26 protein-coding genes are annotated in these 25,146 nt (G+C 63.6%); 17 read left to right on the forward strand and 9 right to left on the reverse strand.

Features of this window, described 5'->3' with window-relative positions:
* Positions 1 to 96: 96 nt before the first annotated feature.
* From DYZ14_RS01320 to DYZ14_RS01355, 8 genes are all read right to left on the reverse strand, one after another.
* Positions 97 to 360, reverse strand: coding sequence for a hypothetical protein (locus tag DYZ14_RS01320; RefSeq protein WP_154718991.1), 264 nt, complete (start codon positions 358 to 360; stop codon positions 97 to 99).
* Positions 361 to 465: 105 nt separating this feature from the next.
* Positions 466 to 1,428, reverse strand: a complete 963-nt coding sequence (locus tag DYZ14_RS01325) for a 2-hydroxyacid dehydrogenase (RefSeq protein WP_154718992.1) — start codon at positions 1,426 to 1,428, stop codon at positions 466 to 468.
* 14 nt (positions 1,429 to 1,442) lie between these two features.
* Complete coding sequence (locus DYZ14_RS01330) at positions 1,443 to 3,071, reverse strand: ABC transporter ATP-binding protein (RefSeq protein WP_154718993.1); 1,629 nt, start codon at positions 3,069 to 3,071, stop codon at positions 1,443 to 1,445.
* Entirely contained in the window at positions 3,068 to 3,568 is a 501-nt protein-coding gene (locus DYZ14_RS01335) for a type II toxin-antitoxin system VapC family toxin (RefSeq protein WP_195949777.1), read from the reverse strand. Before DYZ14_RS01335 ends, DYZ14_RS01330 begins: the two co-directional genes overlap by 4 nt.
* Positions 3,568 to 3,843, reverse strand: coding sequence for a hypothetical protein (locus DYZ14_RS01340; RefSeq protein ID WP_154718995.1), 276 nt, complete (start codon positions 3,841 to 3,843; stop codon positions 3,568 to 3,570). Before DYZ14_RS01340 ends, DYZ14_RS01335 begins: the two co-directional genes overlap by 1 nt.
* Positions 3,844 to 3,910: 67 nt before the next feature.
* The gene (locus DYZ14_RS01345) at positions 3,911 to 5,056 is read right to left on the reverse strand and encodes an ABC transporter permease (RefSeq protein ID WP_154718996.1); all 1,146 of its coding nucleotides are present in this window, start codon (positions 5,054 to 5,056) and stop codon (positions 3,911 to 3,913) included.
* A gap of 1 nt (position 5,057) precedes the next feature.
* Positions 5,058 to 6,152: a microcin C ABC transporter permease YejB gene (locus tag DYZ14_RS01350; RefSeq protein ID WP_154718997.1), complete on the reverse strand. Its 1,095-nt coding sequence runs from the start codon at positions 6,150 to 6,152 to the stop codon at positions 5,058 to 5,060.
* 139 nt (positions 6,153 to 6,291) lie between these two features.
* Positions 6,292 to 8,070 carry an extracellular solute-binding protein gene (locus DYZ14_RS01355; RefSeq protein ID WP_445292244.1) on the reverse strand — a complete coding sequence of 593 codons (1,779 nt, stop codon included), beginning with the start codon at positions 8,068 to 8,070 and terminating at the stop codon, positions 6,292 to 6,294.
* 242 nt (positions 8,071 to 8,312) lie between these two features.
* On the opposite strand from DYZ14_RS01355, the gene mepA reads away from it, so the two are divergent.
* The 6 genes from mepA (at position 8,313) to DYZ14_RS01385 (ending at position 14,320) form a co-directional block, all read left to right on the forward strand.
* Positions 8,313 to 9,389: a penicillin-insensitive murein endopeptidase gene (gene mepA / locus DYZ14_RS01360; RefSeq protein WP_154718999.1), complete on the forward strand. Its 1,077-nt coding sequence runs from the start codon at positions 8,313 to 8,315 to the stop codon at positions 9,387 to 9,389.
* A gap of 87 nt (positions 9,390 to 9,476) precedes the next feature.
* Positions 9,477 to 9,851, forward strand: coding sequence for a methylglyoxal synthase (locus tag DYZ14_RS01365; protein ID WP_154719000.1), 375 nt, complete (start codon positions 9,477 to 9,479; stop codon positions 9,849 to 9,851).
* Positions 9,852 to 9,890: 39 nt separating this feature from the next.
* Positions 9,891 to 10,913, forward strand: a complete 1,023-nt coding sequence (locus DYZ14_RS01370; protein ID WP_154719001.1) for a glucokinase — start codon at positions 9,891 to 9,893, stop codon at positions 10,911 to 10,913.
* Positions 10,914 to 11,028: 115 nt separating this feature from the next.
* Positions 11,029 to 12,822 (forward strand): ABC transporter ATP-binding protein, encoded by a 1,794-nt coding sequence (locus DYZ14_RS01375; RefSeq protein WP_154719002.1) that lies wholly within the window; start codon positions 11,029 to 11,031, stop codon positions 12,820 to 12,822.
* Between the two features lie 15 nt (positions 12,823 to 12,837).
* Entirely contained in the window at positions 12,838 to 13,662 is an 825-nt protein-coding gene (gene dapB / locus DYZ14_RS01380) for a 4-hydroxy-tetrahydrodipicolinate reductase (protein WP_154719003.1), read from the forward strand.
* Positions 13,663 to 13,684: 22 nt separating this feature from the next.
* Positions 13,685 to 14,320 carry a 2,3-bisphosphoglycerate-dependent phosphoglycerate mutase gene (locus tag DYZ14_RS01385; RefSeq protein ID WP_154719004.1) on the forward strand — a complete coding sequence of 212 codons (636 nt, stop codon included), beginning with the start codon at positions 13,685 to 13,687 and terminating at the stop codon, positions 14,318 to 14,320.
* 14 nt (positions 14,321 to 14,334) lie between these two features.
* Here DYZ14_RS01385 and phnF read toward each other — a convergent pair whose 3' ends face one another.
* A complete protein-coding gene (phnF, locus tag DYZ14_RS01390; RefSeq protein ID WP_154719005.1) occupies positions 14,335 to 15,072 on the reverse strand; it encodes a phosphonate metabolism transcriptional regulator PhnF in 738 nt (245 codons plus the stop codon).
* An 83-nt stretch (positions 15,073 to 15,155) separates the two neighbouring features.
* On the opposite strand from phnF, the gene phnG reads away from it, so the two are divergent.
* From phnG to phnE (DYZ14_RS01445), 11 genes are all read left to right on the forward strand, one after another.
* Positions 15,156 to 15,626, forward strand: a complete 471-nt coding sequence (gene phnG / locus DYZ14_RS01395) for a phosphonate C-P lyase system protein PhnG (protein WP_154719006.1) — start codon at positions 15,156 to 15,158, stop codon at positions 15,624 to 15,626.
* Positions 15,626 to 16,234 (forward strand): phosphonate C-P lyase system protein PhnH, encoded by a 609-nt coding sequence (gene phnH / locus DYZ14_RS01400; RefSeq protein WP_154719007.1) that lies wholly within the window; start codon positions 15,626 to 15,628, stop codon positions 16,232 to 16,234. Before phnG ends, phnH begins: the two co-directional genes overlap by 1 nt.
* Positions 16,235 to 16,238: 4 nt before the next feature.
* Positions 16,239 to 17,348 (forward strand): carbon-phosphorus lyase complex subunit PhnI, encoded by a 1,110-nt coding sequence (locus DYZ14_RS01405; RefSeq protein ID WP_154719008.1) that lies wholly within the window; start codon positions 16,239 to 16,241, stop codon positions 17,346 to 17,348.
* 157 nt (positions 17,349 to 17,505) lie between these two features.
* Positions 17,506 to 18,405, forward strand: a complete 900-nt coding sequence (locus tag DYZ14_RS01410; protein ID WP_154719009.1) for an alpha-D-ribose 1-methylphosphonate 5-phosphate C-P-lyase PhnJ — start codon at positions 17,506 to 17,508, stop codon at positions 18,403 to 18,405.
* Positions 18,402 to 19,178 (forward strand): phosphonate C-P lyase system protein PhnK, encoded by a 777-nt coding sequence (gene phnK / locus DYZ14_RS01415; RefSeq protein WP_115668838.1) that lies wholly within the window; start codon positions 18,402 to 18,404, stop codon positions 19,176 to 19,178. Before DYZ14_RS01410 ends, phnK begins: the two co-directional genes overlap by 4 nt.
* A gap of 20 nt (positions 19,179 to 19,198) precedes the next feature.
* On the forward strand, positions 19,199 to 19,906 hold the full coding sequence (gene phnL / locus DYZ14_RS01420; RefSeq protein ID WP_154719010.1) for a phosphonate C-P lyase system protein PhnL: 708 nt from the start codon (positions 19,199 to 19,201) through the stop codon (positions 19,904 to 19,906).
* A complete protein-coding gene (locus tag DYZ14_RS01425) occupies positions 19,903 to 20,520 on the forward strand; it encodes a DapH/DapD/GlmU-related protein (RefSeq protein ID WP_154719011.1) in 618 nt (205 codons plus the stop codon). Before phnL ends, DYZ14_RS01425 begins: the two co-directional genes overlap by 4 nt.
* Before the next feature lie 119 nt (positions 20,521 to 20,639).
* Positions 20,640 to 21,497, forward strand: a complete 858-nt coding sequence (gene phnC / locus DYZ14_RS01430) for a phosphonate ABC transporter ATP-binding protein (RefSeq protein WP_154719012.1) — start codon at positions 20,640 to 20,642, stop codon at positions 21,495 to 21,497.
* Between the two features lie 85 nt (positions 21,498 to 21,582).
* The gene (phnD, locus tag DYZ14_RS01435; protein ID WP_154719013.1) at positions 21,583 to 22,488 is read left to right on the forward strand and encodes a phosphonate ABC transporter substrate-binding protein; all 906 of its coding nucleotides are present in this window, start codon (positions 21,583 to 21,585) and stop codon (positions 22,486 to 22,488) included.
* Between the two features lie 92 nt (positions 22,489 to 22,580).
* Entirely contained in the window at positions 22,581 to 23,540 is a 960-nt protein-coding gene (phnE, locus tag DYZ14_RS01440) for a phosphonate ABC transporter, permease protein PhnE (protein ID WP_154719014.1), read from the forward strand.
* 11 nt (positions 23,541 to 23,551) lie between these two features.
* Positions 23,552 to 25,069 (forward strand): phosphonate ABC transporter, permease protein PhnE, encoded by a 1,518-nt coding sequence (gene phnE / locus DYZ14_RS01445; protein WP_154719015.1) that lies wholly within the window; start codon positions 23,552 to 23,554, stop codon positions 25,067 to 25,069.
* The last annotated feature ends 77 nt before the right edge of the window (positions 25,070 to 25,146 follow it).

Here is a 25,146-nt window from a genome sequence, read left to right on the forward strand (position 1 = left end):
GCGGCCGGTTCAGACCGCAGCAATCGGCCGGGATTTGCCCCGGCCGTTTCAGAGGTCAGTTATCCGGAATCCGTCCGGCAAAGTCCATAGCAGGGATCAGGGACGGGCCGGCGTGTTCTCAGCCGGCGAAGGCGCTTGTTCCTGCACCGGCTGGTTCGACGGGTTCTCCGGCGCGATCGCGTTACCCCACCACTCGGCGGGTATCCAGACGAGCATCGCAAGAACGATACCGGCGAGCAGGACGATCAGGACCGGACGTCCGCGAAACCCCTGGCGGGCCTCCGTCGGCGTGACGGTTTCTGGCCGCAAGCCCCGCGTGCGGCGATCGGTGGTGTCGGGCAGATCAGTTCGGCTGGTCATGGATCTCTCCGTGTCGTGCTGAAAATGCGCGGCATGGCTGTGCCGCAGTCTCAGGGCAAACGGAGGGACAGACTTATTGTTCCGAAGATACGCGACAAGACCGTGTCAATAGCCGGACGAGCGGTCGACGACGTATTCCAGCGGCTCGCCCTTTTCGAACCGGTCGATCTGGCGTTCGACGTGGCGGAACAGTGCGCCGACATCGGAGGCGGCGGCGGCATGCGGCGTGATGACCACATTGGCCAGATCCCAGAGCGGGCTCTCCGGCGAAAGCGGCTCCTTCTCGAAGACGTCGAGCGACGCGGCACCCAATACACCCGTTTCAAGCGCGGTGACGACGTCCGCCTCGACCTGGCTTCCGCCGCGGCCGGCATTGATGAATACCGGTTTGCCGAGAGCGCCGCCCTGGCGCAGCATAGCAAACAGCGATGCGTTGTAGAGCCCACGCGTGTCCGGCGTCAGCGGCAGGAGGCCGACGAGAATATCGGTGCGAGCAAGAAAGGCGCCGAGGCCGGCGGCATCGAAGGTCTCGACGCCGTCGATCTGCTTTTGGCGCCGTGACCAGCCGATGACGTCAAAGCCCATGACCTTCAGCTTGCGCACCGCGTCCTGCCCCAGCACGCCTAGTCCCATGACGCCGACGGTGACGTCGCGAGCTTCCGGCTGGGGAGAGATCTCGTGCCAGACACGGTCGCGCTGCTGGCGAGCATAGGGGAGTGCTGCGCGCAAATGGGTCAGGCATTGCAGCACCACCCATTCGCTCATCCGGTCGGTCAGGCTGCGGTCGACGAAGCGTACGACGGGCAGGTCCGGAAGCTCGTAAGCCGAGAGAATATGATCGACACCCGCGCCGCCGGAGAAGATGGCCTTCAAGTCCCGTGCGCGTTCGAACAATGCCGGGTCCGGCTTCCAGACAACGGCATAGGGCACGCCGGAAAGATCCCGGCCGGCATTGGCCGGATCGCCCATGTCGATCACCTCGCGGCCGGGAAAGGCTCCCTTCAGCGCCTCGAGGACGCCGCTGCGGGCAAATTTGAGGTCGATGACGACGGCATTCTGGTGGTGCATGAAAGGCGGTCCGTTTACTGGCTGACGCCGCCGATTTCGACGGCTTCGAGGTTGAAGGCGGCGGCCATCAGGGCGCGGGTGTAATCGGCCTTCGGCGCCTGGAAGATCTCCGTCGCCGGCCCTTGCTCCACCACCTTGCCGGAACGCATGACGATCACCTCGTTGGCGAGCGCTTTCACCACGCGCAGGTCGTGGCTGATGAACAGATAGGCAAGATCGTGCTTCTTCTGAAGGTCGCGCAGCAGGTCGACCACCTGGGCCTGGACCGTCATGTCGAGCGCCGAGGTCGGCTCGTCAAGCATGACGAAGCGGGGCTTCAGCACCATGGCGCGGGCAATGGCGATACGCTGGCGCTGGCCGCCGGAGAACTCGTGCGGATAACGCCAGCGGGTCGCCGTATCGAGGCCGACCTCGTCGAGCGCCCAGCAGACGCGGGCATCGCGCTCGGCGGCTGAAAGCGCCCGCTCATGCACCTTCAGGCCTTCTGCGATGATCTCGCCGACCGACATGCGGGGGCTGAGCGAGCCGAAGGGATCCTGAAAGACGATTTGCAGCCGGTCGCGCAGCGGACGCATCTCGGCGAAGGAATAGCCGTCAATGTCCTGGCCGATGAAGCTGATGCGCCCCTTGGACGAGATCAGCCTGGCGAGTGCCAGACCGAGCGTCGTCTTGCCCGAGCCGGATTCGCCGACAACGCCCAGCGTCTGGCCGGCGCGCAGCACCATGTCCACCCCGTCGACGGCCTTCACGTGATCGACGACCTTGCGCAGGAAGCCGGCCTTGATCGGGAACCAGACGCGAATGTCGTCCCCTTGCATCACGACCGGCTTGGTCTCGTCGAGCCTGGGCGGTTCGCCGCGGGGCTCGGAGGCCAGCAGCTTCTTGGTGTAGTCGTGCTGCGGGTTGGTGAAGATGTCCTCGACCGGGCCGCTTTCTACGATCTTGCCCCTGGTCATGACGCAGACCTTGTCGGCGAACTTGCGCACGATGCCGAGGTCGTGGGTGATGAACAGCATGGACATGCCGTGGTCGGCCTTGAGCTGGCGCAGGAGATCGAGGATCTGGGCCTGCACGGTGACATCCAGCGCTGTGGTCGGTTCGTCGGCGACCAAGAGCTTCGGCCGGTTGGCGAGTGCCATGGCGATCATCACGCGCTGGCGCTGACCGCCCGAGAGCTCGTGGGGATAGGCGGAAAGACGCTTCTCCGGGTCGCGGATGCCGACCTGGCGCAGCAGTTCCAGCGTGCGGTCGCGCGCTGTCTCGCCGGCGATCGCCTGGTGCAGCGCCAGGATTTCGCCGATCTGCTTTTCGATGTTGTGGAGCGGATTGAGCGAGGTCATCGGCTCCTGGAAGATCATCGTGATGTCGTTGCCACGCACCGCGCGCAACTCCTGCTCCGAGGCCGTCATCAGGTCGCGGCCCTCGAACAGGATTTCCCCCGACGGATGGCTGGCCGCGGGATAGGGCAGGAGCTTCAGGATCGAGGCGGCCGAGACCGACTTGCCCGAACCGGATTCGCCGACCAGCGCCACGACCTCGCCCGGCGCAATGTCGAAGGACACGCGATCCACGGCAAGTGTTTCCGCATTCCCTTGATGAAAGGCGACCGAGAGATCGCGGACGGAGAGAAGGGGAGCGGTCATGATGAGAGGCTTTCCAGCAGGGATTTGAGCGTTGGATCGTCCGGGCGCATGACTGTGACGGAGATCGGCGGACGAGTTCCGAACAGGGGATGGTCGGCAATCATGAGGTCACCAATGCCCTGATCCGCACTCAAGAAGGCCTCGCAACGATGTCGAGCGGCACTTGCCAGATGTATTGCGTCGGGCAGCTTCAACTTGCTGTAACGCGCCCGAACCAGGGCAGCCAGGTCCATAACTTCATCCGAAACAGGGACAATGCTCAGCCATTCGAGCCCTTGTGACAGGGCATAGTAGGTCCGGGCAAGGTCGAGCTTTCCGTCGCGGTAGGGCTTCACGAGCAGCTCCGAAACGGTGAGAGCGCTCGTCACGAAAGACATTCCCGAGCGAGCACCTTGTGCCAACAACTGCTCCAAGTGAGGTCGCTGAGACCCTTCTCCCTCGTTCAGTTCGATCAGGATGTTGGTGTCGAGATAAAGCCGACTGACTGAACGCATCATCAGTCCCATTCGTCCCGCAATTCACGAATACGGGATACGGCCTCATCCATCGAGACCCGCTCTGGATGCTGCTCGCGATAGCGGCGGATCATCTCCAGGGTTTCCTCGATGGTCAGCGGCTTCTTGCGCGCCGAACCCGGCAGCGCCAGCGGATCGGACGCCGGCTCGTTCTCGACCTCGATCACGACGCGTACCGTGGCCTGATCCTCCAGGCCTTGACGCAGGTCGGCAGGCAGGTTCTCGACCGGGTAATGATCGCGCACGATCTTGTTCATGACAGTCGCCTCATCGAAACGGATGGCGGCATGGTGCCACAAAAGCAGGCGAAAGACGAACCGCATCTCATCGGAATGTCTTTCTCGGGTCAAACGCATCGCGCACCGCCTCGCCGACGAAGATCAGCAGCGACAGCATGATCGACATGGTGAAGAAGGCGGTGAGGCCGAGCCAGGGCGCCTGGAGGTTGCGCTTGCCTTGAGCGATCAGTTCGCCGAGCGAAGGCGAGCCGGGCGGCATGCCGAAGCCGAGGAAGTCAAGCGAGGTGAGCGTGGTGATCGAGCCCGACAGGATGAAGGGCAGGAAGGTGAGCGTCGCCACCATGGCATTGGGCAACAGGTGACGGAACATGATGGTCCAGCTGCCGACGCCGAGCGCCCGGGCGGCATTCACATATTCGAAGTTTCGCGCCCTCAGGAACTCGGCGCGCACGATGCCGACGAAGCTGACCCAGGAAAACAGCAGCATGATACCGAGAAGCACGAAGAAGCCGGGCGGCAGGATCGCGGCGATGATGAGCAGGATGTAGAGGACCGGCATGGACGACCAGATCTCGATGAAGCGCTGCATCAAAAGGTCGGTCCAGCCGCCGAAATAGCCCTGGATCGCGCCGGCGGTAACGCCGACGATCGCCGAGCAGAGGGTCAGGATCAAGCCGAACAGGACCGAGATACGGAAGCCGTAGATCATCCGGGCGGCGACGTCGCGGGCCTGGTCGTCTGTTCCGAGCCAGTTGAGATTGCCGATGACGCAGTTCGGATCGGCGTCCTTCAGCGGATAGGCCGAGCAGCGCTCTTCCTTGTCCATCAGCCAGAACGGCGCGGTCGGGGCCGAATGGGGGATTTCCGAATTGACGGTCCGGTAGGAATAGCGGATCGGCGGCCACAGCATCCAGCCATTGGCATTGATCTCGTCGGTAATGAAGGGCGAGCGATAATCGGTGACCGCCAGGAAACCGCCAAATTTCTCCTCCGGATAGTCGACGGCGACAGGAAACAGGATCTCGCCCTTGTAGGAGGCGATCAGCGGCCGGTCATTGGCGATCAGCTCGGCAAAAAGCGACAGCACGAACAGCACCATGAACAGCCAGAACGACCAGTAGCCGCGCTTGTTGGCCCGGAAGTTCTCCAGACGCCGCCTGTTGGTCGGCGAAAACCACGGTTTCTTGACCGGGCTCACGGCATCGGTGCGGGAGGCATCAAGCGAGGTCATGTCAGACATCCCTCCGCTCGAAATCGATACGCGGGTCGATCCAGGTGTAGATCAGGTCGGAAACCAGGCTGACGACGAGGCCCATGAGCGAGAAGATGTAGAGCGTGGCGAAGACGATCGGATAGTCGCGATTGACCACGGCGAGATAGCCGAGGCGGCCGAGGCCGTCGAGCGAGAAGATGTTCTCGATCAGAAGCGAACCGGTGAAGAAGGCCGAGATGAAGGCGCCGGGAATGCCGGCGATCACGATCAGCATGGCATTGCGGAAGACGTGGCCATAGAGCACCTGGCGCTCGCCGAGACCCTTGGCGCGGGCCGTCACCACATACTGCTTCTTGATCTCGTCGATGAAGGAGTTCTTGGTGAGCAGGGTGGTGGTGGCGAAGGCGGAAAGCAGCAGGGCCGTCAGCGGCAGGGCGAGGTGCCAGAAGTAGTCGAGGATCTTCTGCCACCAGGAAAGCTCGGCGAAATTGTCGGAGACGAGACCGCGCAGCGGGAACCAGTCGAAGAAGGAGCCGCCGGCAAATAGCACGATCAAAAGGATGCCGAACAGGAAGCTCGGCACGGCATAGCCGATGACGATAACGCCGGAGGTCCAGACATCGAAGGGCGAACCGTCCTCGACCGCCTTCTTGATGCCGAGCGGAATGGAGATCGCATAGGAAATGATCAGGATCCACACGCCGAGCGAGATCGAGACCGGCATTTTCTCGACGATCAGGTCGATGACGCTGGTGTTGCGGAAAAAGCTCTCGCCGAAATCGAAGCGGATATAGCTCCACATCATGTCGAGGAAGCGCGTGAGCGGCGGCTTGTCGAAGCCGAACTGCTTTTCCAGCTTGGCGATCAGTTCCGGATCGAGACCCTGCGCGCCGCGATATTTGGCACTCGTGTCGTCGCCGCCGAACTGCTGGTTCAGCATGTCGCCACCGCCGGACAAGCGCTGATCGGCGCCGTCGCCCTGGCCGCTCAACTGGGCGATCACCTGCTCGACCGGGCCGCCGGGTGCAAACTGGATGACAAGGAAGGAAATCGCCATGATGCCGACAATGGTCGGGATCATCAGCAGCAGACGCCTCAGGATGTAGGCCCCCATCAGGCATTCGCTCCCGTCAGATGCGCGCGCGCTCCAACCATGGTCGTCCTAGCTTCGATCAATCCGCCGATCCCTTCCGGTGACACCGATTCGTTCCTGCCATTCCTAGCCGTTCGAGGCGCGAGCGCAAAGCCCGGCCTTACCGGGCCGCCGATTTCGACCACCAGACGGTGGGAAAGCCGATCGAATAGGTCGGCAATTCGGCCGGATGGTCGAACTTGTCCCAGTAGGCAATGCGGGCGGTGCTTCCATAGTAGAGCGGCACGACATAGTCATGGGCGAGCAGAACGCGATCCAGCGCCCGGGTCGCCGCGACGAGTTCGTCGCGCCCCTTGGCGAAGATCACCTTGTCGATCAGCGCGTCGATACCCGGATCGGCGATGCCGGCATAGTTGCGCGAGCCCTGGCGATCCTTTGATACCGAACCCCACAGGTCGCGCTGTTCATTGCCGGGATTGAGCGTCTGGCCCCAGACCACCCAGGTCATGTCGTAGTCGAAGCTTCGGGCCCGGTTGGCATATTGCGCGTCGTCGACCGTGCGCACGCGAGCCTCGATGCCGATCTTGCGCAGGACCTCGCTATAGGGCACCGCGACCACTTCAAGCATCGGATTGGACAGGAGAATCTCGAAGCTGAGCGGCGCGCCAGTTGCGGTATTCACCATGCGACCGCCCTTGATTTCATATCCGGCATCTTTGAGCAGCCCGACTGCCTTGCGCAGGTTGTCGCGTTGCGCCTGCGGCGAGCCCCCGACCGGATTGGAATAGGGCGTGGTGAAAACGTCGGCAGGCACCTTGTCCTTGATCTCGTTGAGGAGTTCCAGCTCACGACCCTCCGGCAAGCCTCGGGAGGCAAGTTCCGTGCCGAAGAAGTAGCTGTCGACTCGCTTATAGGCGCCATAGAAGACGGTGCGGTTCATTTCCTCGAAATCGAGCGCGTAATTGAGCGCTTCCCGGACCCGCTGGTCCTTGAAGACTTCGCGCCGCATGTTGGGTACGAGTGCCTGCATGATGCCGGTGGCGCGATAGGGGTTGGGCAGTTCCTCGCGCTTGACCCGGCCGTCCTTTACCGCCGGAAAATCGTAGGATGTCGCCCAGCGTGCCGCCTTGGTCTCCATCCAGTAGTCGAAATTGCCGGAACGGAAGGCCTCGAACTGGACGTCGAGGTCGCCGAACATGGTGTAGCTGATCGTGGCGAAGTTGTTCTGGCCGACATTGACGTTGAGGTCCTTGGCCCAATAGTCGTCGCGCAGTTCGTAGCGGATGGTCGCGCCGGCCTTGAAATCGGCGATCCTGTAGGGACCCGACCCCATGACCGGCTCGAGCGTCGTGCGGTTGATGTCGCGCGGCTGGCCATCGGGATCTTTACCCTCCCACCAATGCCGGGGCAGGATCTGGAACTGGCCGAGGATCATCGGCAGTTCCTTGTTGTTCTTCTCGTCGAAGCGGAAGGTGACGTCGCGCTCGCCGGTCTTCTCCACCGCGACCACATGGCGGTAATAGCTCATGTAGAGCGGATTGAGTTCCTTGGACTTCTCGAAGCTGAAGATCACGTCTTCCGGCGTGACCGGCTTGCCGTCGGCCCATCTGGCCTCGGCGCGCAGGCGGAAGGTCGCCGACGACACGTCCTCGGGGTAAGAGACGCCCTCGGCGAGCAGGCCGTAAGAGGCCGAGATCTCGTCTTCGGCATCCTTCATCAGCGTGTCGAACACCAAGCCGAGACCGGGGGCTGCCTCGCCCTTTTCGAGGATCGGATTGAAGGTGTCGTAGGTGCCGGTGGCGGCGAGCTTGAGGTCGCCGCCCTTGGGCGCCTGCGGATTGACGTAGTCGAAATGCGGAAAATCGACGGGGTACTTGACCTCACCGGAGAGGGCCACGCCGTGGCGCAGCGGTTCGGCGGCGCCTGCCGGCGAACCCATCACCATCGCCAGGAAAGACAGGAGCGCCCCTATTCGAACTTTCGCCAACCCCATGCAAATCACCCCTTGTTTCTTATGGATTGTCTGAACAATAAGCCAAACAGCGGCAAAAAACAGACCGGGTATGGCGAAGACGCGGGCTGCCGTGGGAAAACACGGATTCACCAAAATCTCGTTCCAGAGTAACGTCACGGCAAATCACCCGGACGAGACGGGCGATCCTTGAGGCGGCGGAAGACGGCATGACGATGATGATGATGCGTGAAAGGTTGAAGACCGTGGCGAAGGGCCTGGCGATCACGGCAGGGCTTTTCGCGGCCATGACCGGCGGAGCGTCTGCGGAAAGCCGGCCGGCCAAGGAGTTGTTCGGCGGCATGAAACTGCCGGCGCGCGCGGCACCGGCCGCTTACGGCTCCTATGCCAAGGGCTGTATCGCCGGTGCGGTCGCCATTCCGGTGGACGGACCCAACTGGCAGGCCATGCGCCTTTCGCGCAATCGGCGCTGGGGTCATCCGCAGATGATCTCGCTGCTCGAGCGGCTGTCGAAGGATGCGCCAAGCGTGGGCTGGCCGGGCATCCTGATCGGCGACGTGTCGCAGCCGCGTGGCGGTCCGATGCTCTCCGGCCACGCCTCGCACCAGATCGGCCTCGACGCCGATATCTGGCTGACGCCGATGCCGGACCGGCGAATGTCGGCGAAGGAGCGCGAAGACCTGCCCTTCACCTCGATGCTCAAGGAAAACAAATTCCTGACCGTCGACACCAAGCGTTGGACGCCGGCCCATGCCCGGCTGATCATGCTGGCAGCAAGCTACCCGCAGGTCGAGCGCATCTTCGTCAATCCGGCGATCAAGAAGAAGCTGTGCGACACCTGGACGGGCGACCGTTCGGCGCTCGGCAAGGTCAGGCCGATCTATGGCCACGATGCGCATTTCCATATCCGCATCGGATGCCCGCAAGGGACCGCGGGCTGCAAGCCGCAAGCGGCTGTCGGCCCCGGTGACGGCTGTGACAAGTCGCTCGCCTGGTGGTTCACCGACGAGCCCTGGGCCAAGCCGAAGAAGGACCCGAACGCCAAGCCGCCGAAGCCGCCGCGGCCGATGCAGCTTTCCGACCTGCCGAAGGCCTGTGCCGTGGTGTTGCAGGCGCCCTCGCCCGACAGCGAGATGGCGGCAACATATGGTAGCGGAACCATCGCCGTCTCCGCCCTTGCCGCCGCGCCGGCGAGCGCAAACGAGGCCGTTCCCGCCATCGCCGCGCAGATGCCCGACGTGCCGAACGTCGTGCCGATCCCGCTTCCGCGTCCCGCGGGCTATTAGAGCGGACGCGGAGCCGACGGGCTTTTCAAGCCGGGCGTCCTGGGTTAGAAGGCGATCAAATCGATTTAAATCCGACCGGGAACGACCATGACCCGATGCATCGCTCTGATTGCGCATGACCAGAAAAAGGACGACATGGCGGATTTCGCCGACCGTCACCAGTCGGTCCTGGCGCACTGGCGGATCGTCGCTACGGGCACGACCGGCGGTCGGATCCAGGCGACCTGCCCGAACCTCGACGTCACCCGGCTGAAAAGCGGGCCGCTCGGAGGCGATCAGCAGATCGGCGCGATGATAGCCACCGGCGAGGTCGACATGCTGATTTTCTTCGTCGATCCTTTGACATCCATGCCTCATGATGTCGATGTAAAAGCCTTGATGCGGCTGGCGACCGTCTACGACATTCCGATGGCGCTCAACCGCGCCACCGCCGAAATCCTGATGACCACCTACACCCCTTAAGCGACCTGCCCACCGCCGCGGCCCGAAATGGAACCGGACATGCCCAAGCCCCTCGACAATGACAAGCTGACCTTTCCCATCTTGATCGGCGACATCGGCGGTACGAACGCCCGCTTTTCCATCCTGATTGACGCCTATGCGGAGCCGAAGCAGTTTCCAAGCGTCCATACCGCCGATTTTTCCACGCTCGACGAGGCGATCCAGGTCACCGTGCTCGACAAGACCTCGGTTCAGCCGCGCTCGGCGCTGCTTGCCATTGCAGGGCCGATTGAGGGCGATGAAATTCCGCTGACCAATTGCGACTGGGTGGTGAGGCCAAGGGCGATGATCGCCGATCTCGGATTTGCCGAGGTGATGGTGGTCAATGATTTCGAAGCCCAGGCGCTCGCCGTCGCATCGCTTTCCGACGAGGATCGCGCGCCGATCGGCAGCAACAATCACAGCCCGGTCGCATCGCGTGTCGTGCTGGGCCCCGGAACCGGGCTCGGCGTGGCCGGCCTCGTCCATGCGCAGCACACCTGGTTTCCCGTGCCCGGCGAAGGCGGCCATGTCGATATCGGCCCGCGCAGCGAGCGCGACTTCGCCATCTTCCCGCACCTGGCGCCGATCGAGGGCAGGATCTCGGCCGAGCAACTGCTATGCGGCCGCGGCATCGTCAACATCTATACGGCGGTCTGCCTTGCCGACGGCGTGGAGCCAAAGTTCACGATCCCCGCCGATATCACCGCCACCGGCCTTTCGGCAGCGGACGCCCAGGCCGCGGAAACCATCAGCCTGTTCGTCACCTATCTCGGCCGGCTCGCCGGCGATCTGGCGCTGATCTTCATGGCGCGCGGCGGGGTCTTCCTCTCGGGCGGCATTTCGCAGAAGATCATCCCGGCTCTCCAGCGGCCGGAATTCCGTCAGGCCTTCGAGGACAAGGCGCCGCACACGGCTCTGATGAAGACGATCCCGACCTTTGTCGTCACCCATCCACTCGCCGCTCTTTCAGGCCTTGCGGCCTATGCGCGAACGCCTGCCAATTTCGGGCTCGCCACCGAAGGCCGGCGCTGGCGCCGCTGACCGGCCCCGCGGCGCGGCCGATTGACACTGGCCAAACGGCATTCGACTGGCTATAGAGCGCCCAGCGCGGGCCGATGGCGCATGCCGAGGCCCCTTTGAACGGGAACGCCCTTATTTGAACGCCAGCAGGACAAACCAGACAGCGATCAGCACGGCAAGCGTCACCGCTGTGCTCAAGCGCATCATCTCGGAAAACGGCCGCGATCATGTGCGCGGCTACGTCTTTGCCATTCTCTGCCTGATGGCCGTCGCCCTGACGACGGCCTTTACCGCCTGGATCATGGAAGCGGTGGTCAACGAGGCCTTCGCCAACCAGCGCGCCGACGTCGTCTGGCTGATCTGCGGCTCTATCCTGGCCGCCTTCGTCCTGCGCGGCTTCGCCAGTTACGGCCAGGCAGTCACGCTGTCGAAAATCGGCAACAATATCGTCGCCCGCTATCAGCGCCGGCTCTATTCGCACCTGATGACCCTGTCGCTCGGCTATTTCACCGAGTCGCGCTCGGCGCGCCTGGCCGCGCAGATCAGCCAGAACATCAACGGCATTCGCGATGTCCTGAACCTGACCGTGACCTCGATGGCGCGCGACCTGCTGACGCTCGTCGCCCTGGTGGGCGTCATGGTGTTCAAGGACCCTATCCTGTCGCTGATCGTCTTCGTGGTCGCCCCGCCCATGCTCCTGGCTATGCGCTACATCTCCAAGCGGCTGCGCAGCGCCACCAAGGAATCGGTGATCTACAACAGCCACGTCCTGGGAGCGATCCAGGAAACCATTCAGGGGATCGCCATCGTCAAGGCCTTCACCATGGAGGCCGAGCTCGAGCGCAAGGTCGAGGGCACGATCTCGGCTGCGGAAAAGCGCGCCAACCGGATCGCACGGCTGAGCGAGCGCACCTCGCCGATCACCGAGACCTTCGCCGGAGTGGCCATTTCCAGCGTGCTGGCCTATGCGGCCTTCCGATCGATTTACGGCGGGGTTCTGCCAGGCGCCTTCTTCTCCTTCGTCACGGCGCTGCTTCTCGCCTACGAGCCGGCCAAGCGGCTGGCCAAGCTGCAGGTGCAGATGGAGCGCGCCGTGGTCAATGCACGGATGATCTACGAGATCCTCGACATGCAGACCCACCAGCGCGACAAGGACGGCGCGGCCGATCTCAAGGTGACGGAAGCACGCATCGAGTTTCGCGGGGTGAAGTTCGCCTATGGCGAAAACGAGGCGGTGCTCAAGGGCATAGATTTCATCGCGGAAGGCGGCAAGACGACCGCGCTGGTCGGCCCTTCGGGCGCCGGCAAATCGACGGTGATCACGCTCATTCCGCGGTTCTACGATCCGCTCGAGGGCGAGATCCTGATCGACGGCCAGAACATCGCCGACGTCACCAAGACCTCCTTGCGCAAGCATCTCGCCTATGTCTCGCAGCAGCCCTATCTTTTCGAGGGGACGATCCGCGACAACATCCGCTATGGCCGTCCGGACGCCACCCATGCCGAGATCGAAGAGGCGGCCCGGCTTGCCCATGCCCATGATTTCATCGTCGCTCAGCCGCTCGGCTACGATACACCGGTCGGCGAAAACGGCGTGACGCTGTCCGGCGGCCAGCGCCAGCGACTGTCGATCGCCCGCGCCCTGGTGCGCAACGCGCCGATCCTTCTGCTCGACGAGGCGACCTCGGCGCTCGACACCGAATCCGAGGCCGCCGTGCAAAAGGCGCTCGACGAGGCGATGACCGGCCGCACCGTGGTCGTCATCGCCCACCGGTTGTCGACCATTCGCCGCGCCGACAAGATCATCGTCATGCAAGGCGGCACGATCGCCGAGGAAGGCAGCCACGACGATCTTGCACAGCGTCCGGACGGGCTTTACGCTCGCCTGAACCAGTTGCAGCCGACCGCCGCCTCGCAGGACTTCATCTAGGGACAACCGATCACCATGCAGGATGCTATGAAACTCGTCGTGGTGGGTGCCGGTGGGCGGATGGGCCAGACGCTGATCCGCGTGATCCAGGCAAGCGAGGGTGTGACGCTGCATGCCGCCGTCGAGCGGGAAGGCTCCAGCCTGATCGGGCGCGATGCCGGCGAACTTGCCGGGCTCGGAAACATCGACGTTGCCGTGACCGACGATCCGCTCGCCGCCTTTCTCGACGCCGATGGCGTCATCGACTTCACCTCGCCGCAGGCCTCGACCGAATTCGCTGCGCTGGCCGCGCAGGCGCGCATCGTTCATGTGATCGGCACCACGGGCTGCCTGGCCGAGCACGACGCCCGGATCGAGGCGGCTTCCCGCCACGCGCGGATCGTCAAGTCCGGCAATATGAGCCTCGGCGTCAACCTGCTGTCGGTTCTCGTGCAGCAGGCGGCGCGCGCGCTCGACGCGGCGGGCTGGGATATCGAGGTGCTGGAAATGCACCACAAGCACAAGGTCGATGCGCCGTCGGGCACCGCATTGCTGCTTGGCGAGGCCGCGGCGCGTGGCCGCCATGTCAATCTCGCCTCCCATTCTGTCCGGGTGCGCGACGGCCACACCGGAGCGCGCGAAACGGGCTCGATCGGCTTTGCCACGCTGCGGGGGGGCTCGGTGGTCGGCGAGCATTCGGTCATCCTCGCCGGCGAGGGCGAACTGGTGACGCTGAGCCACAGCGCCGGCGACCGCTCCATCTTCGCGCGCGGGGCCGTCAGGGCGGCCCTTTGGGCGCGAGGCCAGAAACCCGGTCTCTATTCGATGCTCGACGTGCTCGGGCTGTCTTCATCCATCTGAAAGCAATGCGGAGGATTTTCCGATGAGTGGTACCCTCGTGCTCGTGCGCCACGGCCAGAGCGAATGGAACCTGAAGAACCTGTTCACCGGCTGGAAGGACCCGGGCCTGACCGAGCTCGGCGTCGAGGAGGCCAATGCCGGCGGCAAGGCGCTTGCCGATTACGGCATCAAGTTCGACATCGCCTTCACCTCGGCGCTGTCGCGCGCCCAGAAGACCTGCCAGATCGTGCTCGACAATGTCGGCCAACCGAACCTCGAGACGATCCGCGACGAAGCGCTCAACGAGCGCGACTACGGCGATCTGTCCGGCCTCAACAAGGACGACGCCCGCGCCAAATGGGGTGAGGAACAGGTGCACATCTGGCGCCGCTCCTACGACGTTCCGCCGCCGGGCGGCGAGAGCCTGCGCGACACCGGTGCCCGCGTCTGGCCCTATTACATGACGGAGATCCTGCCGCGCGTGCTCAGAGGTGAGACCGTGCTGGTCGCCGCCCACGGCAATTCGCTACGTGCGCTTGTCATGGTGCTTGATCGCCTGTCGAAGGAAGAGATCCTCAAGCTCAACCTCGCGACCGGTGTGCCGATGGTCTACAAGCTCAACGCCGATTCGACGGTCGCGTCGAAGGAAGTCCTGGGCGACATGTCGGGCGCGCACTGAGCGCCGTTTCATCGTCAATTCATGATGGTGAACTCGACGCGGTCGGCGGGAAACCGTGTGACCGCGTATTGTATAGGAATACCGTCGAGATCGGTGTTGAGCGCCCGGGTTACCAGAACGATGGCGCCCGGGGTCAGCGCCAATTGCGCGACATCGTCCGGTTCGGCATGGGTTGCGGAAACCTGCGTCACATCCCGCAGATAATCGCTCACGCCCTGCTCCATCAGCGCCATGGTGATCGAGCCCGTCCGGCGGAAAGCCGCGTCGATGCCATCGAACCGCCCGGCGGGAAACCAGGTCGTCGAGCGCGATAGCGCACGGCCGTCGGCCTTGCGCAGCGCTTCGAGGCGGATCACCGGAGCGCCGACGGCAAGCTTCAGCCATTTCGCCACCTCGGCATCGGCCGGCTCGCACCCGGATGACAACAGCAATCCTTCCACATTCCGCGCCTGCTCGCCGATCCCCTCGGTGAAGCGCGTGCGCCGGGCGATCGGAAAGGAGAACTTGTCCTTCCGGTCGATCAGGGTACCCCGCCCCTGCACGGAGCGAACCAGTCCCTCCTGTCCCAGCGCCGCAAGAGCGCTACGCACCGTGTGGCGGTTGACCCCGAACGCTTCGGCCAGTTGCATTTCCGGCGGCACCATGCCGGTCGCGTCATAGTCCCCTTGGGCGATCGACGCCCGGATCCTGTCGGCGATCTGGCGCCACAGCGCCACGCCCTTTTGTCGTTCCATCGATTTCGGCTCTGTCATGTCACACGCTTGTCACGCCCGGTTGGTAGCCATACAGTAACTTGTATGGTTGTCTATATTACTAGACATTTAGAGGCCTGACAATGGAAGCAAGACAGGAAAATTCGGGACCGCCGGCCGCGGAACGCAAGCGCGTCGTGGACCTCCTCGCCCGCGCGGCGCCCGACGAGCTGGGCCGCGTTTGGGATGCACTGCCCGCACGACCGGACGTGAAGATGCTGCGCGGACCGGAAATCGGCCTTGTCATGGTGCGCGGCCGGATCGGCGGCGGCGGTGCGCCCTTCAATCTTGGCGAAGCTACGGTCAGCCGGGCGACCGTCAGGTTGGACAGTGGCCTGGTCGGACATGGCCATGTGCTCGGCGCCAATCTGAAGCGTGCGAAGCTCGCAGCCATCTTCGACGCGCTGTGGCAGGACGAGGCGCATCGCGAGCTGGTCGAGACGCAATTGCTTGGCCCGACCGCCGCGCGAATTGCCGAAGAAAAGCGGAAGAAGTCGGAAGAAGTGGCCGCAACGCGCGTCGACTTCTTCACCATGGTGCGGGGAGAGGACTGATGCCTACGACGATCGAGGCCCTGACCGGCGGGTTCTCCGAGCCGGTGCACCACGCCCAGAGCGTGTTTCGAATGATGATGGAATGCCTTTCGCGGCCGGGAACCATCCAGTCCATCCTTCCTGAAATCGAACCGCCGAAACCGATGGGTGCCGCTGCAGGCGCAATCGCACTGACGCTTCTCGACCACGATACGCCGGTCTGGCTGACCCAAGGCCTTGCCAAGTCGGCAGTGGCGGACTGGATCGGCTTCCATACCGGCGCGCCAATCACCCGCGAAAAATCGGAGGCGCGCTTCGCCTTCGCCGAAGCCGGCGCCTCCTTTTCCTCCTTCGGGCTTTTCGCCACCGGAAACCAGGAATATCCCGACCGCTCGACGACCATCATCCTGGAGGTGGCAAGCCTCGACAAGGGGCCGGCGCTCAGCCTTTCCGGCCCAGGCATTCGCGACAGCGCGACGATCGCGCCCCTCGGCCTTCCCGACATCTTCCTGCGGCAATGGGCCGACAACCGGGCGCTTTTTCCGCGCGGCGTCGACGTCTTGCTGACCGCCGGGCGTCAGGTGTTGGGCCTGCCGCGCACCTGCAAGATCACGCTCAAGGAGGCCTGAGACCATGTATGTTGCGGTGAAGGGCGGGGAAGCCGCCATCGACAATGCCCATCGGCTTCTGGCCGACCGGCGGCGTGGCGACCGTTCGCTTCCGGCGCTGACCATCGACCAGATTGTCGAGCAGCTCGGCCTCGCCGTCGACCGCGTGATGGCGGAAGCCTCACTGAATGACCGGGCGCTGGCGGCACTCGCCGTCAAGCAGGCCCGTGGCGACATGATCGAGGCGATCTTCCTCTTGCGCGCCTATCGCACGACCCTGCCGCGCTTCGGCTATTCGGTGCCGGTCGACACAGGGCGGATGCAGGTCGAGCGGCGGGTTTCGGCCACCTACAAGGATCTGCCCGGCGGTCAGCTTCTGGGTCCGACCTTCGATTATACCCACAGGCTGCTCGACACCGCGCTGCTCGAAGACGGCGAAGTGGCTCCCCCGGCGCACAAGGCGCCGCTCGCCGAGGCGGTCATGCGGGTCTCGGACATCCTGGCCCAGGAAGGTCTGATCGAAGCCGACGGCGATCTGCCGGCGGACCAGAGCGGCGGCGACATCACCCGTGAGCCCATCGAATTCCCCATGGAGCGGGATACCCGGCTTCAGGCGCTCGCCCGCGGCGATGAAGGTTTTCTTCTGGCGCTGGCCTATTCGACCCAGCGCGGCTACGGCCGCACGCATCCGTTCGTCGGAGAGATCCGCATCGGAGAAGTCGAGGTCGAACTCGAGGTTGCGGAATTGGGTTTTGCCGTCTCGCTCGGCGACATCCGTGTCACCGAATGCCAGATGGTCAACCAGTTCAAGGGATCGGCCAAGGCACCGCCGCAGTTTACCCGCGGCTATGGCCTGGTGTTTGGCCAGAGCGAGCGCAAGGCGATGGCCATGTCGCTTGTCGACCGGGCGCTGCGCGCCACGGAATTCGGCGAAGATATCGTCGCCCCGGCGCAGGACGAGGAATTCGTGATTTCACATTCCGACAATGTGCAGGCGACCGGCTTCGTCGAGCACCTCAAACTGCCGCACTATGTCGACTTCCAGGCCGAACTGGACCTGGTGCGGCGTATGCGCACCGAGTTCGAGGCCACACGGCGAGAGCAGAGGGCCGGACTGGCCGAGGCCGCAGAATGACCAGGACGAACTCAGTCACGGCTTGCTCAATCACGGCCCTGTTCGTTGAACCAGTAAGCACTGCCGACGGTCGTGGCGATCATGACCGAGATGATGATCGTGAGAATGACATTGATTTCCATATCCAGCACCTCCTTCTGATGCAGGACAACGCCCGATGACGCAGGAAGTTTCACACTATTCCGGACTGGCGAGCTATAATTTCGCCTATCTGGACGAACAGACCAAGCGGATGATCCGCCGGGCGATCCTGAAAGCGATTGCCATACCCGGTTACCAGGTGCCCTTCGCATCCCGTGAAATGCCCATGCCCTACGGCTGGGGCACGGGCGGCGTGCAGGTGACGGCCTCGATCATCGGCCAGGAAGACGTGCTGAAGGTGATCGATCAGGGGGCCGACGACACGACCAATGCCGTCTCCATCCGCGCCTTCTTCCAGAAGGTCGCCAACGTCGCCGTGACCACCCACACGCGGGAGGCGACGATCATCCAGACGCGCCACCGCATTCCGGAGGAAAAGCTCCAGGAGAACCAGGTGCTGGTCTACCAGGTGCCGATCCCGGAACCCTTGCGCTTCCTGGAGCCGCGCGAGACCGAGACGCGCAAGATGCACGCGCTCGAGGAATACGGCCTGATGCACGTGAAGCTCTACGAGGACATCGCCAAGAACGGCCGCATCGCCACGACCTATGCCTATCCCGTCAAGGTCGCCGGGCGCTATGTCATGGACCCCTCGCCGACGCCGAAGTTCGACAATCCGAAGATGCACATGTCGGAGGCGCTGCAGCTTTTCGGCGCGGGCCGCGAAAAGCGCATCTATGCGGTTCCGCCCTTCACCGAAGTCGTCAGCCTCGATTTCGAGGACCACCCCTTCGAGATCCAGACCTTCGACAAGCCCTGCGCGCTTTGCGGCGCCGAGCAGGTCTATCTCGACGAGGTCATTCTCGACGACAAGGGCGGACGCATGTTCGTCTGCTCCGACACCGATCACTGCGAGGAACGCCGCGAGCATGGCCATGTGGGTCATCTCGGCGTGGCAAAGGAGGCCGCAGAATGAGCGACATGCCGCTTCTCAAGGTCCGCGACCTTTCGAAATTCTACGGCAAACGCATCGGCTGCGCCAATGTCGCCTTCGAGCTCTGGCCCGGCGAAGTGCTGGCGATCGTCGGCGAGTCGGGTTCCGGCAAGACGACCCTGCTCAACTGCCTGTCCACCCGGCTGATGCCGACCACCGGCAGCGTCGAGTACCACATGCGCGACGGCGGCTACCGCGACCTCTACCATATGAGCGAGGCCGAGCGGCGCTTCCTGATGCGCACCGACTGGGGCTTCGTCCACCAGAACCCGGCCGACGGCCTGCGCATGACCGTCTCGGCCGGCGCCAATGTCGGCGAGCGGCTGATGGCCATCGGCGACCGGCACTACGGCAATATCCGCCGCACGGCCAGCGATTGGCTGGAGCGGGTGGAAATCAGCACGGACCGCATCGACGACCAGCCGCGCGCCTTTTCCGGCGGCATGCGCCAGCGCCTGCAGATCGCCCGCAATCTGGTGACCGGCCCGCGCCTCGTCTTCATGGACGAGCCGACCGGCGGCCTCGACGTCTCGGTGCAGGCGCGCCTGCTCGACCTGGTGCGAGGCCTCGTCAACGATCTCGGGCTTTCGGCGATCGTCGTCACGCACGACCTTGCCGTCGCCCGCCTGCTGTCGCACCGGATGATGGTGATGAAGGACGGCCATGTGATCGAGCAGGGCCTGACCGACCGCGTCCTCGACGACCCGCGCGAGCCCTATACCCAGCTGCTCGTCTCTTCGATCCTGCAAGTCTGAAGCCGCAAGAGGAAATCCCCATGGCCACGCCCCTCGTCGTCTCGGAAGTCTCCAAGAGCTTCACCATGCACCTGCGCGACGGCCTGCGCCTGCCCGTCGTCGCCAATGTCTCCTTCTCGGTCGCCTCAGGCGAATGCGTCGTGCTTGGCGGCCCGTCGGGCATCGGCAAGAGCTCGATCCTCAAGATGCTCTATGGCAATTATGCCGTGGATGCCGGCCAGATCCTGATCGAGCACAAGGACCGCATCATCGACATCGCCAGTGCCGATCCGCGCTCCGTGCTCGAGGTGCGGCGCGCCACGCTCGGCTATGTCAGCCAGTTCCTGCGCACCGTGCCGCGCGTCGCCACCATCGACGTGGTCGCCGAGCCGCTGGTCGCTCGCGGGGTCGACACAGAAGAGGCGCGCCAACGCGCCGCGGAACTCCTGGAAAAGCTCAACCTGCCGCGCGATCTCTGGCAACTGCCGCCCGCCACTTTCTCCGGCGGCGAGCAGCAGCGCGTCAACATCGCCCGCGGTTTCATCACCGATCACCGAATCCTGCTGCTCGACGAGCCGACAGCCTCCCTCGATGCGTCCAACCGCGCCGTGGTGGTCGAGATGATCCGCGCCAAGAAGGCTGCAGGCGTCGCCCTCCTCGGTATCTTCCACGACGAGGAGGTGCGCGAGGCCGTCGCCGACCGCGTTCTCGACGTCTCACAGTTTTCGCCGCGGAAGGTTGCCGCATGAGCCGGAAACTCGGGCTTGAGCCCCTGATCCATGACAGCGCCCGCGTGACGAACTCGACGCTCGGCCGCTATACCGAGGTTTCGGAGCGCTGCCGCCTCGATGAGGTCGCCATGGGCGACTATTCCTACATCATGCACGATGGCGCGGTGTGGTGCGCGGAGATCGGCAAGTTCGCCAATATCGCGGCATCCGTGCGCATCAACGCCACCAATCACCCGACCTGGCGCGCGACTCTGCATCACTTCACCTATCGTGCCGCGGACTATTTCGAGGGCGCCGAAAACGATCACGACTTTTTCGAATGGCGGCGGGACAACAAGGTCACCATCGGCCATGACGTGTGGATCGGCCATGGCGCCACCGTGCTTCCAGGTGTGACCGTCGGCAATGGCGCGGTGATCGGCGCCGGGGCTGTCGTCTCGAAGGATGTCGCCCCCTACACCATCGTCGGCGGGGTACCGGCTCGGCTAATCCGCGAACGCTTTGCGTCCGTGACAGCGGAGAGCATGGAGGCCCTCGCCTGGTGGAACTGGGACCACGACCGGCTGTTTGCCGCGCTTGGCGATTTCCGTGCCCTCAGCGCCGAGGACTTCGTCGAGAAATACGCCGGTTAATTCATATATTTCACAGACTTGGTGAATTTAACAAAATCTACACAAATCTGACATTCGCGCTTCACGCACCCTGTCTAAAGCCAGTGCGACCCATTGAACAGGACGTCGAAAGAGCCGACATGAAATTCCAGCTGAAGAATGTCACCCGCAAGTTCGGCCAACATCTCGCCGTCGACGGCGTGAATGTCGAGATCGACAAGGGCGAGATGGTTGGCGTCATCGGCCGCTCGGGCGCCGGCAAGTCCACTTTGCTTCGCATGATCAACCGTCTGGTCGATCCCTCGTCCGGCTCTATCCATTTCGGCGATGTCGAAGTCTCCGCACTCAAGGGTGCCGGCCTGCGCAACTGGCAGCGCGACTGCGCGATGATCTTCCAGCAGTTCAACCTGGTGCCGCGTCTCGACGTCTTGACCAATGTGCTGCTCGGCCGTCTCAATCACCGCCCGACGGCGCTCAGCATTCTCAACGTCTTCTCCCGAGAGGAGCGGATCATGGCGATCGCCGCGCTCGAGCGCCTCGGCATCGAGCAGACGGCCCTGCAGCCGGCCGGTACGTTGTCCGGCGGCCAGCAGCAGCGCGTCGCCATCGCCCGTGCCCTGATGCAGGGGCCGAAGGTCGTGCTGGCCGACGAGCCGATCGCCTCGCTCGATCCGCTCAACGCCAAGATCGTCATGGATGCACTGCGCGACATCAACGAGCGCGAGGGCATCACCGTCGTCACCAACCTTCACACGCTCGACACGGCGCGCAACTACTGCTCCCGCATCATCGGCATGGCGCAGGGCCGCGTCGTATTCGACGGCACCCCGGACCAGCTGACTGCCGATACGGTCCAGGAGATTTACGGCGCCGACAGCCATGGCGCCGGCATCGACGAGAGCATGACCTCGACGAGCATTCGCATCCCCGGCGCCGCGGCCGCCGTCGGCGTCCCCGCATCCCCCGGTTTCAGGACCCTGGCCGTCGCCGAAGCCTGAAATCACGACGATCGACCGCCCGCGTGAAGGGCATTTCATTGATCAGAAAATGTTCCGGCCCGGCCGGACAACAGGAGAGAAACTCATGCTGAAGAAGACCCTTCTTGCCGCCGTGGCGCTCGTGTCGCTCGCTGGCGTCGCCGCTGCCGAAGACCTCAAGGAATTCCGCATCGGCATTCTGGGCGGTGAAAACGAAGCCGACCGCCTGCGCAACTTCCAGTGCATGACCGAAAAGCTTCCCGCCGTTCTCGGCGTCGAGAAGGTCTCGCTGTTCCCGGCTGCCGACTATGACGGCGTCATCCAGGGCCTGCTCGGCGGCACGCTCGACTACGCCGAACTCGGCGCCTCGGGCTTCGCCAAGGTCTATCTCACGAAGGCCGACGCGGTCGAACCGATCCTGACGACCGTCCAGACCGACGGCTCGACCGGCTATCACTCGATCATGGTCGCCCGCAAGGATTCGGGCATCACCAAGCTCGAAGACATGAAGGGCAAGAAGCTCGGCTTCGCCGACCCGGATTCCACCTCCGGCTATCTCGTACCGCTCGTCACCCTTCCGGAGGCCGTCGGCGCCCCGATCAAGGAATTCTTCGGCGAAACCGGCTTCGGCGGCGGCCATGAAAACCTCGTCCTCGAAGTCCTCAAGGGCACCTTCGTTGCCGGTACGACCTGGGGTTCTGGCGTCGGCGAATTCAAGGACGGCTACACCTCGGGCAACCTGAAGAAGATGGTCGACAAGGGCATCCTGAACATGGACGACCTCGTCGAACTCTGGAAGTCCCCGCTGATCCCGAACGGCCCGGTCGTCGTCCGCTCGTCGATGAACGAAGACATGAAGACCAAGTTCAAGACCTTCATGATGGAACTGCCGAAGTCCGATCCGGCCTGCTTCTCGGCCATCCAGGGCGGTGACTTCACCGGCTTCACCGAAGTCAACGTCGACTTCTACAAGCCGATCATCGACGCCCGCAAGGCCACCATCGGCGGCTGATCGAAACGCATCAACAAGGCCGCCGGGCGAGCTCTCGTCCGGCGGTTTTTTTGAGGCAGCGAACCGCCTGTTCTGCCGGAAGGGAAAATAGCATGACGTTTTCGACGACGCCTTCTCTGGGCGAGAATGGCGCCCGGATGGAGCGCCACTGGCAGGAACTTGCGGCGAAGCGCCGCCTTTATTCGCTCCTCGGCATCGCCTTCCTTCTCCTGGCCGTCGGCGGCTCGCTGTGGTTCGCCAACGACACCAATTCCGGCAAGTTCTTCGACCGCATCCCGCATTTCTTCGACTTCATCGAAGATCTCGTGCCGCGCGACGGCATGGAAGTCGTCCGCGCCCTTTTCGACCTGCCCTCGCCGTATGACGACGGCAGCATGAAATACAATTATCCGGAGGGCCGTCTGTATTTCACCGAGACGCTCTACATTCCGGAATACATCCACAAGATGGTCGAGACGGTCAACATCGCCATCCTGTCGACCCTGATCGGCCTGCTGATCGGCTTCTGCCTGTCTTTTCTCGCCGCCCGCAACATGATGACCAACCCCTGGGTCCGCGGCGCTGCGCGGCGCATCATGGAACTGCTGCGCGCCTTTCCCGAGGTGGTCATAGCCGGCTTCTTCCTCGCCATCTTTTCGCTCGGGCCCATCCCGGCGATCATCGCCGTGTCGATCCACACGATCGGGGCGCTCGGCAAGATGTTCTTCGAGGTTATCGAGAATGCCGACATGAAGCCGGATGAGGGCCTGAAGGCGGTCGGCGCCAACTGGATCGAGCGGGTCTGGTTCGGCATGGTGCCGCAGGTCATGCCGAATTTCATGAGCTATTTCCTGCTGCGGCTCGAGATCAACGTGCGCGCCTCGACGATCATCGGCGCGGTCGGCGGCGGCGGCATCGGCGAACTTCTGCGACTGTCGATCGGCCAGGGCCATGAGGCCAAGACGCTGGCGATCGTGCTTTTGCTTCTCTGCACCATCATCGCCGTCGACCAGTTTTCCGCCTGGCTGCGCCGCAAGCTTGTCGGCGAGCAGGCCTTCCAGAGCATCCAGTGAGGACCACGTCCATGCAAACCATGAACATGAGCGAACTGGAGGCGATCGCCGCCCGTCACCCCGGCATCCTGCAGCGCTCCGTCTGGCAGCGCTTCAAGGTCGGCTTCATCGCCGGAGGCATTCTTCTCTATTTCGTCTTCGCCTGGTGGTTCTTTTCGATCGGCAAGGTTGTCACGAACGCCAACTGGTCGATCGCCGGCTCCTACCTCGCCGACTGGGTGTCCTACGAGGTGCGTCCGGACATCTCGATCGCCGCCGACGGCGCCATGGAAATCACCTATCCCCGCTTCGACCCGCTCGGCCCCAATGCCAACCCGGACTGGCTGAAGGCGACGCGGGAAACCGTGAGCCGTACGAGCGAAGCACCCGCCCTGGCACCGAGCGCTTCGGCTCCCGCAGCGGCGAAATCCTCGAGTTTCAGCTTCATGGCACCTGCCGCGCCGACTGGGCAGACCGGAGAGACCGCCGCGGAGGCCGCCAGCCCCGAGGTCCGGAGCGAGGAAGTCGTCACCCAGGCCGTGGTGGAAATGGGCAGTGGCCGCACGGTCGAAATCATGCCCGACCGCGTGATCCTTTCACGCGACGGCGAGACCGTCATGCTTGATCTCGATGGCGCCCGCGATACCGTCGACGCCACGGCAGCGCTTCCCGACTGGGCCGAACAGCGCCAGCCCGGCGCCAAGGTGGTCGCCAGTTTCGGCCTGACCGGATGGGTCGAGGTGCAGGCCGACAAGGTGAAGATCCGCAAACGCTTCTTCGGCTGGGAGAATTTCTTCTTCGATACCGATTCCGCCTTTTTCGGCAAGAGTGCGGGCGAAGTGATCGGCCTGATCTTTGTCGGCGAGCGTCTCGATCCGGCGCGCAGCAATCTGTCGCTGGCCTGGAACGACATTCTCTACAATCCGTCCTGGCAGCATCTCGACGTGTGGACAAAGCTGCTGCAAACCATCGTCATGGCCTTCATCGGCACGCTGTTCGCCATGATCATCGCCTTTCCCCTGTCCTTCCTTGCGGCACGAAACATCTTCCGCAACCGGCTGGCCAACCAGATCATCAAGCGCTTCTTCGACTTCCAACGCTCGGTCGACATGCTGATCTGGGCGCTGTTTTTTACCCGCGCCTTCGGTCCCGGACCGCTCGCCGGCATGTCGGCGATCTTCTTCACCGACACCGGCACGCTCGGAAAACTCTATGCCGAGGCGCTGGAGAACATCGACGACAAGCAGCGTGAAGGGGTGAAATCGGTCGGCGCAGCACCGCTCGCCGTGCAACGCTTCGGCGTGCTTCCCCAGGTCTTGCCGCTCTTTGCATCGCAGGCACTGTATTTCTGGGAATCGAACACCCGCTCAGCCACCATCATCGGCGCGGTCGGCGCAGGCGGTATCGGCCTCAAGCTTTGGGAAGCCATGCGGACCAACTCGGACTGGGAGAACGTCGCCTACATGGTCTTGCTGATTCTGATCGTCGTCTTCGTGTTCGACGGTATTTCAAATGCATTGCGCTCACGCTTGATGGGGACAAAGCACTGAATCTCGACCGCCGTCGCTGGCCGTATCATCAATCTGTCACGGTGATCGGCTAGCGAAACCGACTTGTCCCTCGCCCC

The sequence above is a fragment of the Ciceribacter sp. T2.26MG-112.2 genome (assembly GCF_900492205.1).
Lineage (GTDB): Bacteria > Pseudomonadota > Alphaproteobacteria > Rhizobiales > Rhizobiaceae > Allorhizobium > Allorhizobium naphthalenivorans_A.

What these genes read in the sequence shown, in the direction of transcription:
- mepA (WP_154718999.1), top strand. Translation starts at nt 8,313, where the DNA reads ATGACGATGATGATGATGCGTGAAAGGTTGAAGACCGTGGCGAAGGGC.
- DYZ14_RS01325 (WP_154718992.1), bottom strand. Translation starts at nt 1,428, where the DNA reads ATGCACCACCAGAATGCCGTCGTCATCGACCTCAAATTTGCCCGCAGC.
- DYZ14_RS01320 (WP_154718991.1), bottom strand. Translation starts at nt 360, where the DNA reads ATGACCAGCCGAACTGATCTGCCCGACACCACCGATCGCCGCACGCGG.
- dapB (WP_154719003.1), top strand. Translation starts at nt 12,838, where the DNA reads ATGCAGGATGCTATGAAACTCGTCGTGGTGGGTGCCGGTGGGCGGATG.
- DYZ14_RS01345 (WP_154718996.1), bottom strand. Translation starts at nt 5,056, where the DNA reads ATGACCTCGCTTGATGCCTCCCGCACCGATGCCGTGAGCCCGGTCAAG.
- DYZ14_RS01405 (WP_154719008.1), top strand. Translation starts at nt 16,239, where the DNA reads ATGTATGTTGCGGTGAAGGGCGGGGAAGCCGCCATCGACAATGCCCAT.
- phnK (WP_115668838.1), top strand. Translation starts at nt 18,402, where the DNA reads ATGAGCGACATGCCGCTTCTCAAGGTCCGCGACCTTTCGAAATTCTAC.
- phnG (WP_154719006.1), top strand. Translation starts at nt 15,156, where the DNA reads ATGGAAGCAAGACAGGAAAATTCGGGACCGCCGGCCGCGGAACGCAAG.
- phnH (WP_154719007.1), top strand. Translation starts at nt 15,626, where the DNA reads ATGCCTACGACGATCGAGGCCCTGACCGGCGGGTTCTCCGAGCCGGTG.
- DYZ14_RS01370 (WP_154719001.1), top strand. Translation starts at nt 9,891, where the DNA reads ATGCCCAAGCCCCTCGACAATGACAAGCTGACCTTTCCCATCTTGATC.
- phnE (WP_154719014.1), top strand. Translation starts at nt 22,581, where the DNA reads ATGACGTTTTCGACGACGCCTTCTCTGGGCGAGAATGGCGCCCGGATG.
- DYZ14_RS01350 (WP_154718997.1), bottom strand. Translation starts at nt 6,152, where the DNA reads ATGGGGGCCTACATCCTGAGGCGTCTGCTGCTGATGATCCCGACCATT.
- DYZ14_RS01355 (WP_445292244.1), bottom strand. Translation starts at nt 8,070, where the DNA reads ATGGGTTCGCCGGCAGGCGCCGCCGAACCGCTGCGCCACGGCGTGGCC.
- DYZ14_RS01365 (WP_154719000.1), top strand. Translation starts at nt 9,477, where the DNA reads ATGACCCGATGCATCGCTCTGATTGCGCATGACCAGAAAAAGGACGAC.
- DYZ14_RS01410 (WP_154719009.1), top strand. Translation starts at nt 17,506, where the DNA reads ATGACGCAGGAAGTTTCACACTATTCCGGACTGGCGAGCTATAATTTC.
- phnD (WP_154719013.1), top strand. Translation starts at nt 21,583, where the DNA reads ATGCTGAAGAAGACCCTTCTTGCCGCCGTGGCGCTCGTGTCGCTCGCT.
- phnE (WP_154719015.1), top strand. Translation starts at nt 23,552, where the DNA reads ATGCAAACCATGAACATGAGCGAACTGGAGGCGATCGCCGCCCGTCAC.
- phnL (WP_154719010.1), top strand. Translation starts at nt 19,199, where the DNA reads ATGGCCACGCCCCTCGTCGTCTCGGAAGTCTCCAAGAGCTTCACCATG.
- DYZ14_RS01335 (WP_195949777.1), bottom strand. Translation starts at nt 3,568, where the DNA reads ATGATGCGTTCAGTCAGTCGGCTTTATCTCGACACCAACATCCTGATC.
- DYZ14_RS01425 (WP_154719011.1), top strand. Translation starts at nt 19,903, where the DNA reads ATGAGCCGGAAACTCGGGCTTGAGCCCCTGATCCATGACAGCGCCCGC.
- phnF (WP_154719005.1), bottom strand. Translation starts at nt 15,072, where the DNA reads ATGACAGAGCCGAAATCGATGGAACGACAAAAGGGCGTGGCGCTGTGG.
- DYZ14_RS01330 (WP_154718993.1), bottom strand. Translation starts at nt 3,071, where the DNA reads ATGACCGCTCCCCTTCTCTCCGTCCGCGATCTCTCGGTCGCCTTTCAT.
- DYZ14_RS01340 (WP_154718995.1), bottom strand. Translation starts at nt 3,843, where the DNA reads ATGAACAAGATCGTGCGCGATCATTACCCGGTCGAGAACCTGCCTGCC.
- DYZ14_RS01385 (WP_154719004.1), top strand. Translation starts at nt 13,685, where the DNA reads ATGAGTGGTACCCTCGTGCTCGTGCGCCACGGCCAGAGCGAATGGAAC.
- phnC (WP_154719012.1), top strand. Translation starts at nt 20,640, where the DNA reads ATGAAATTCCAGCTGAAGAATGTCACCCGCAAGTTCGGCCAACATCTC.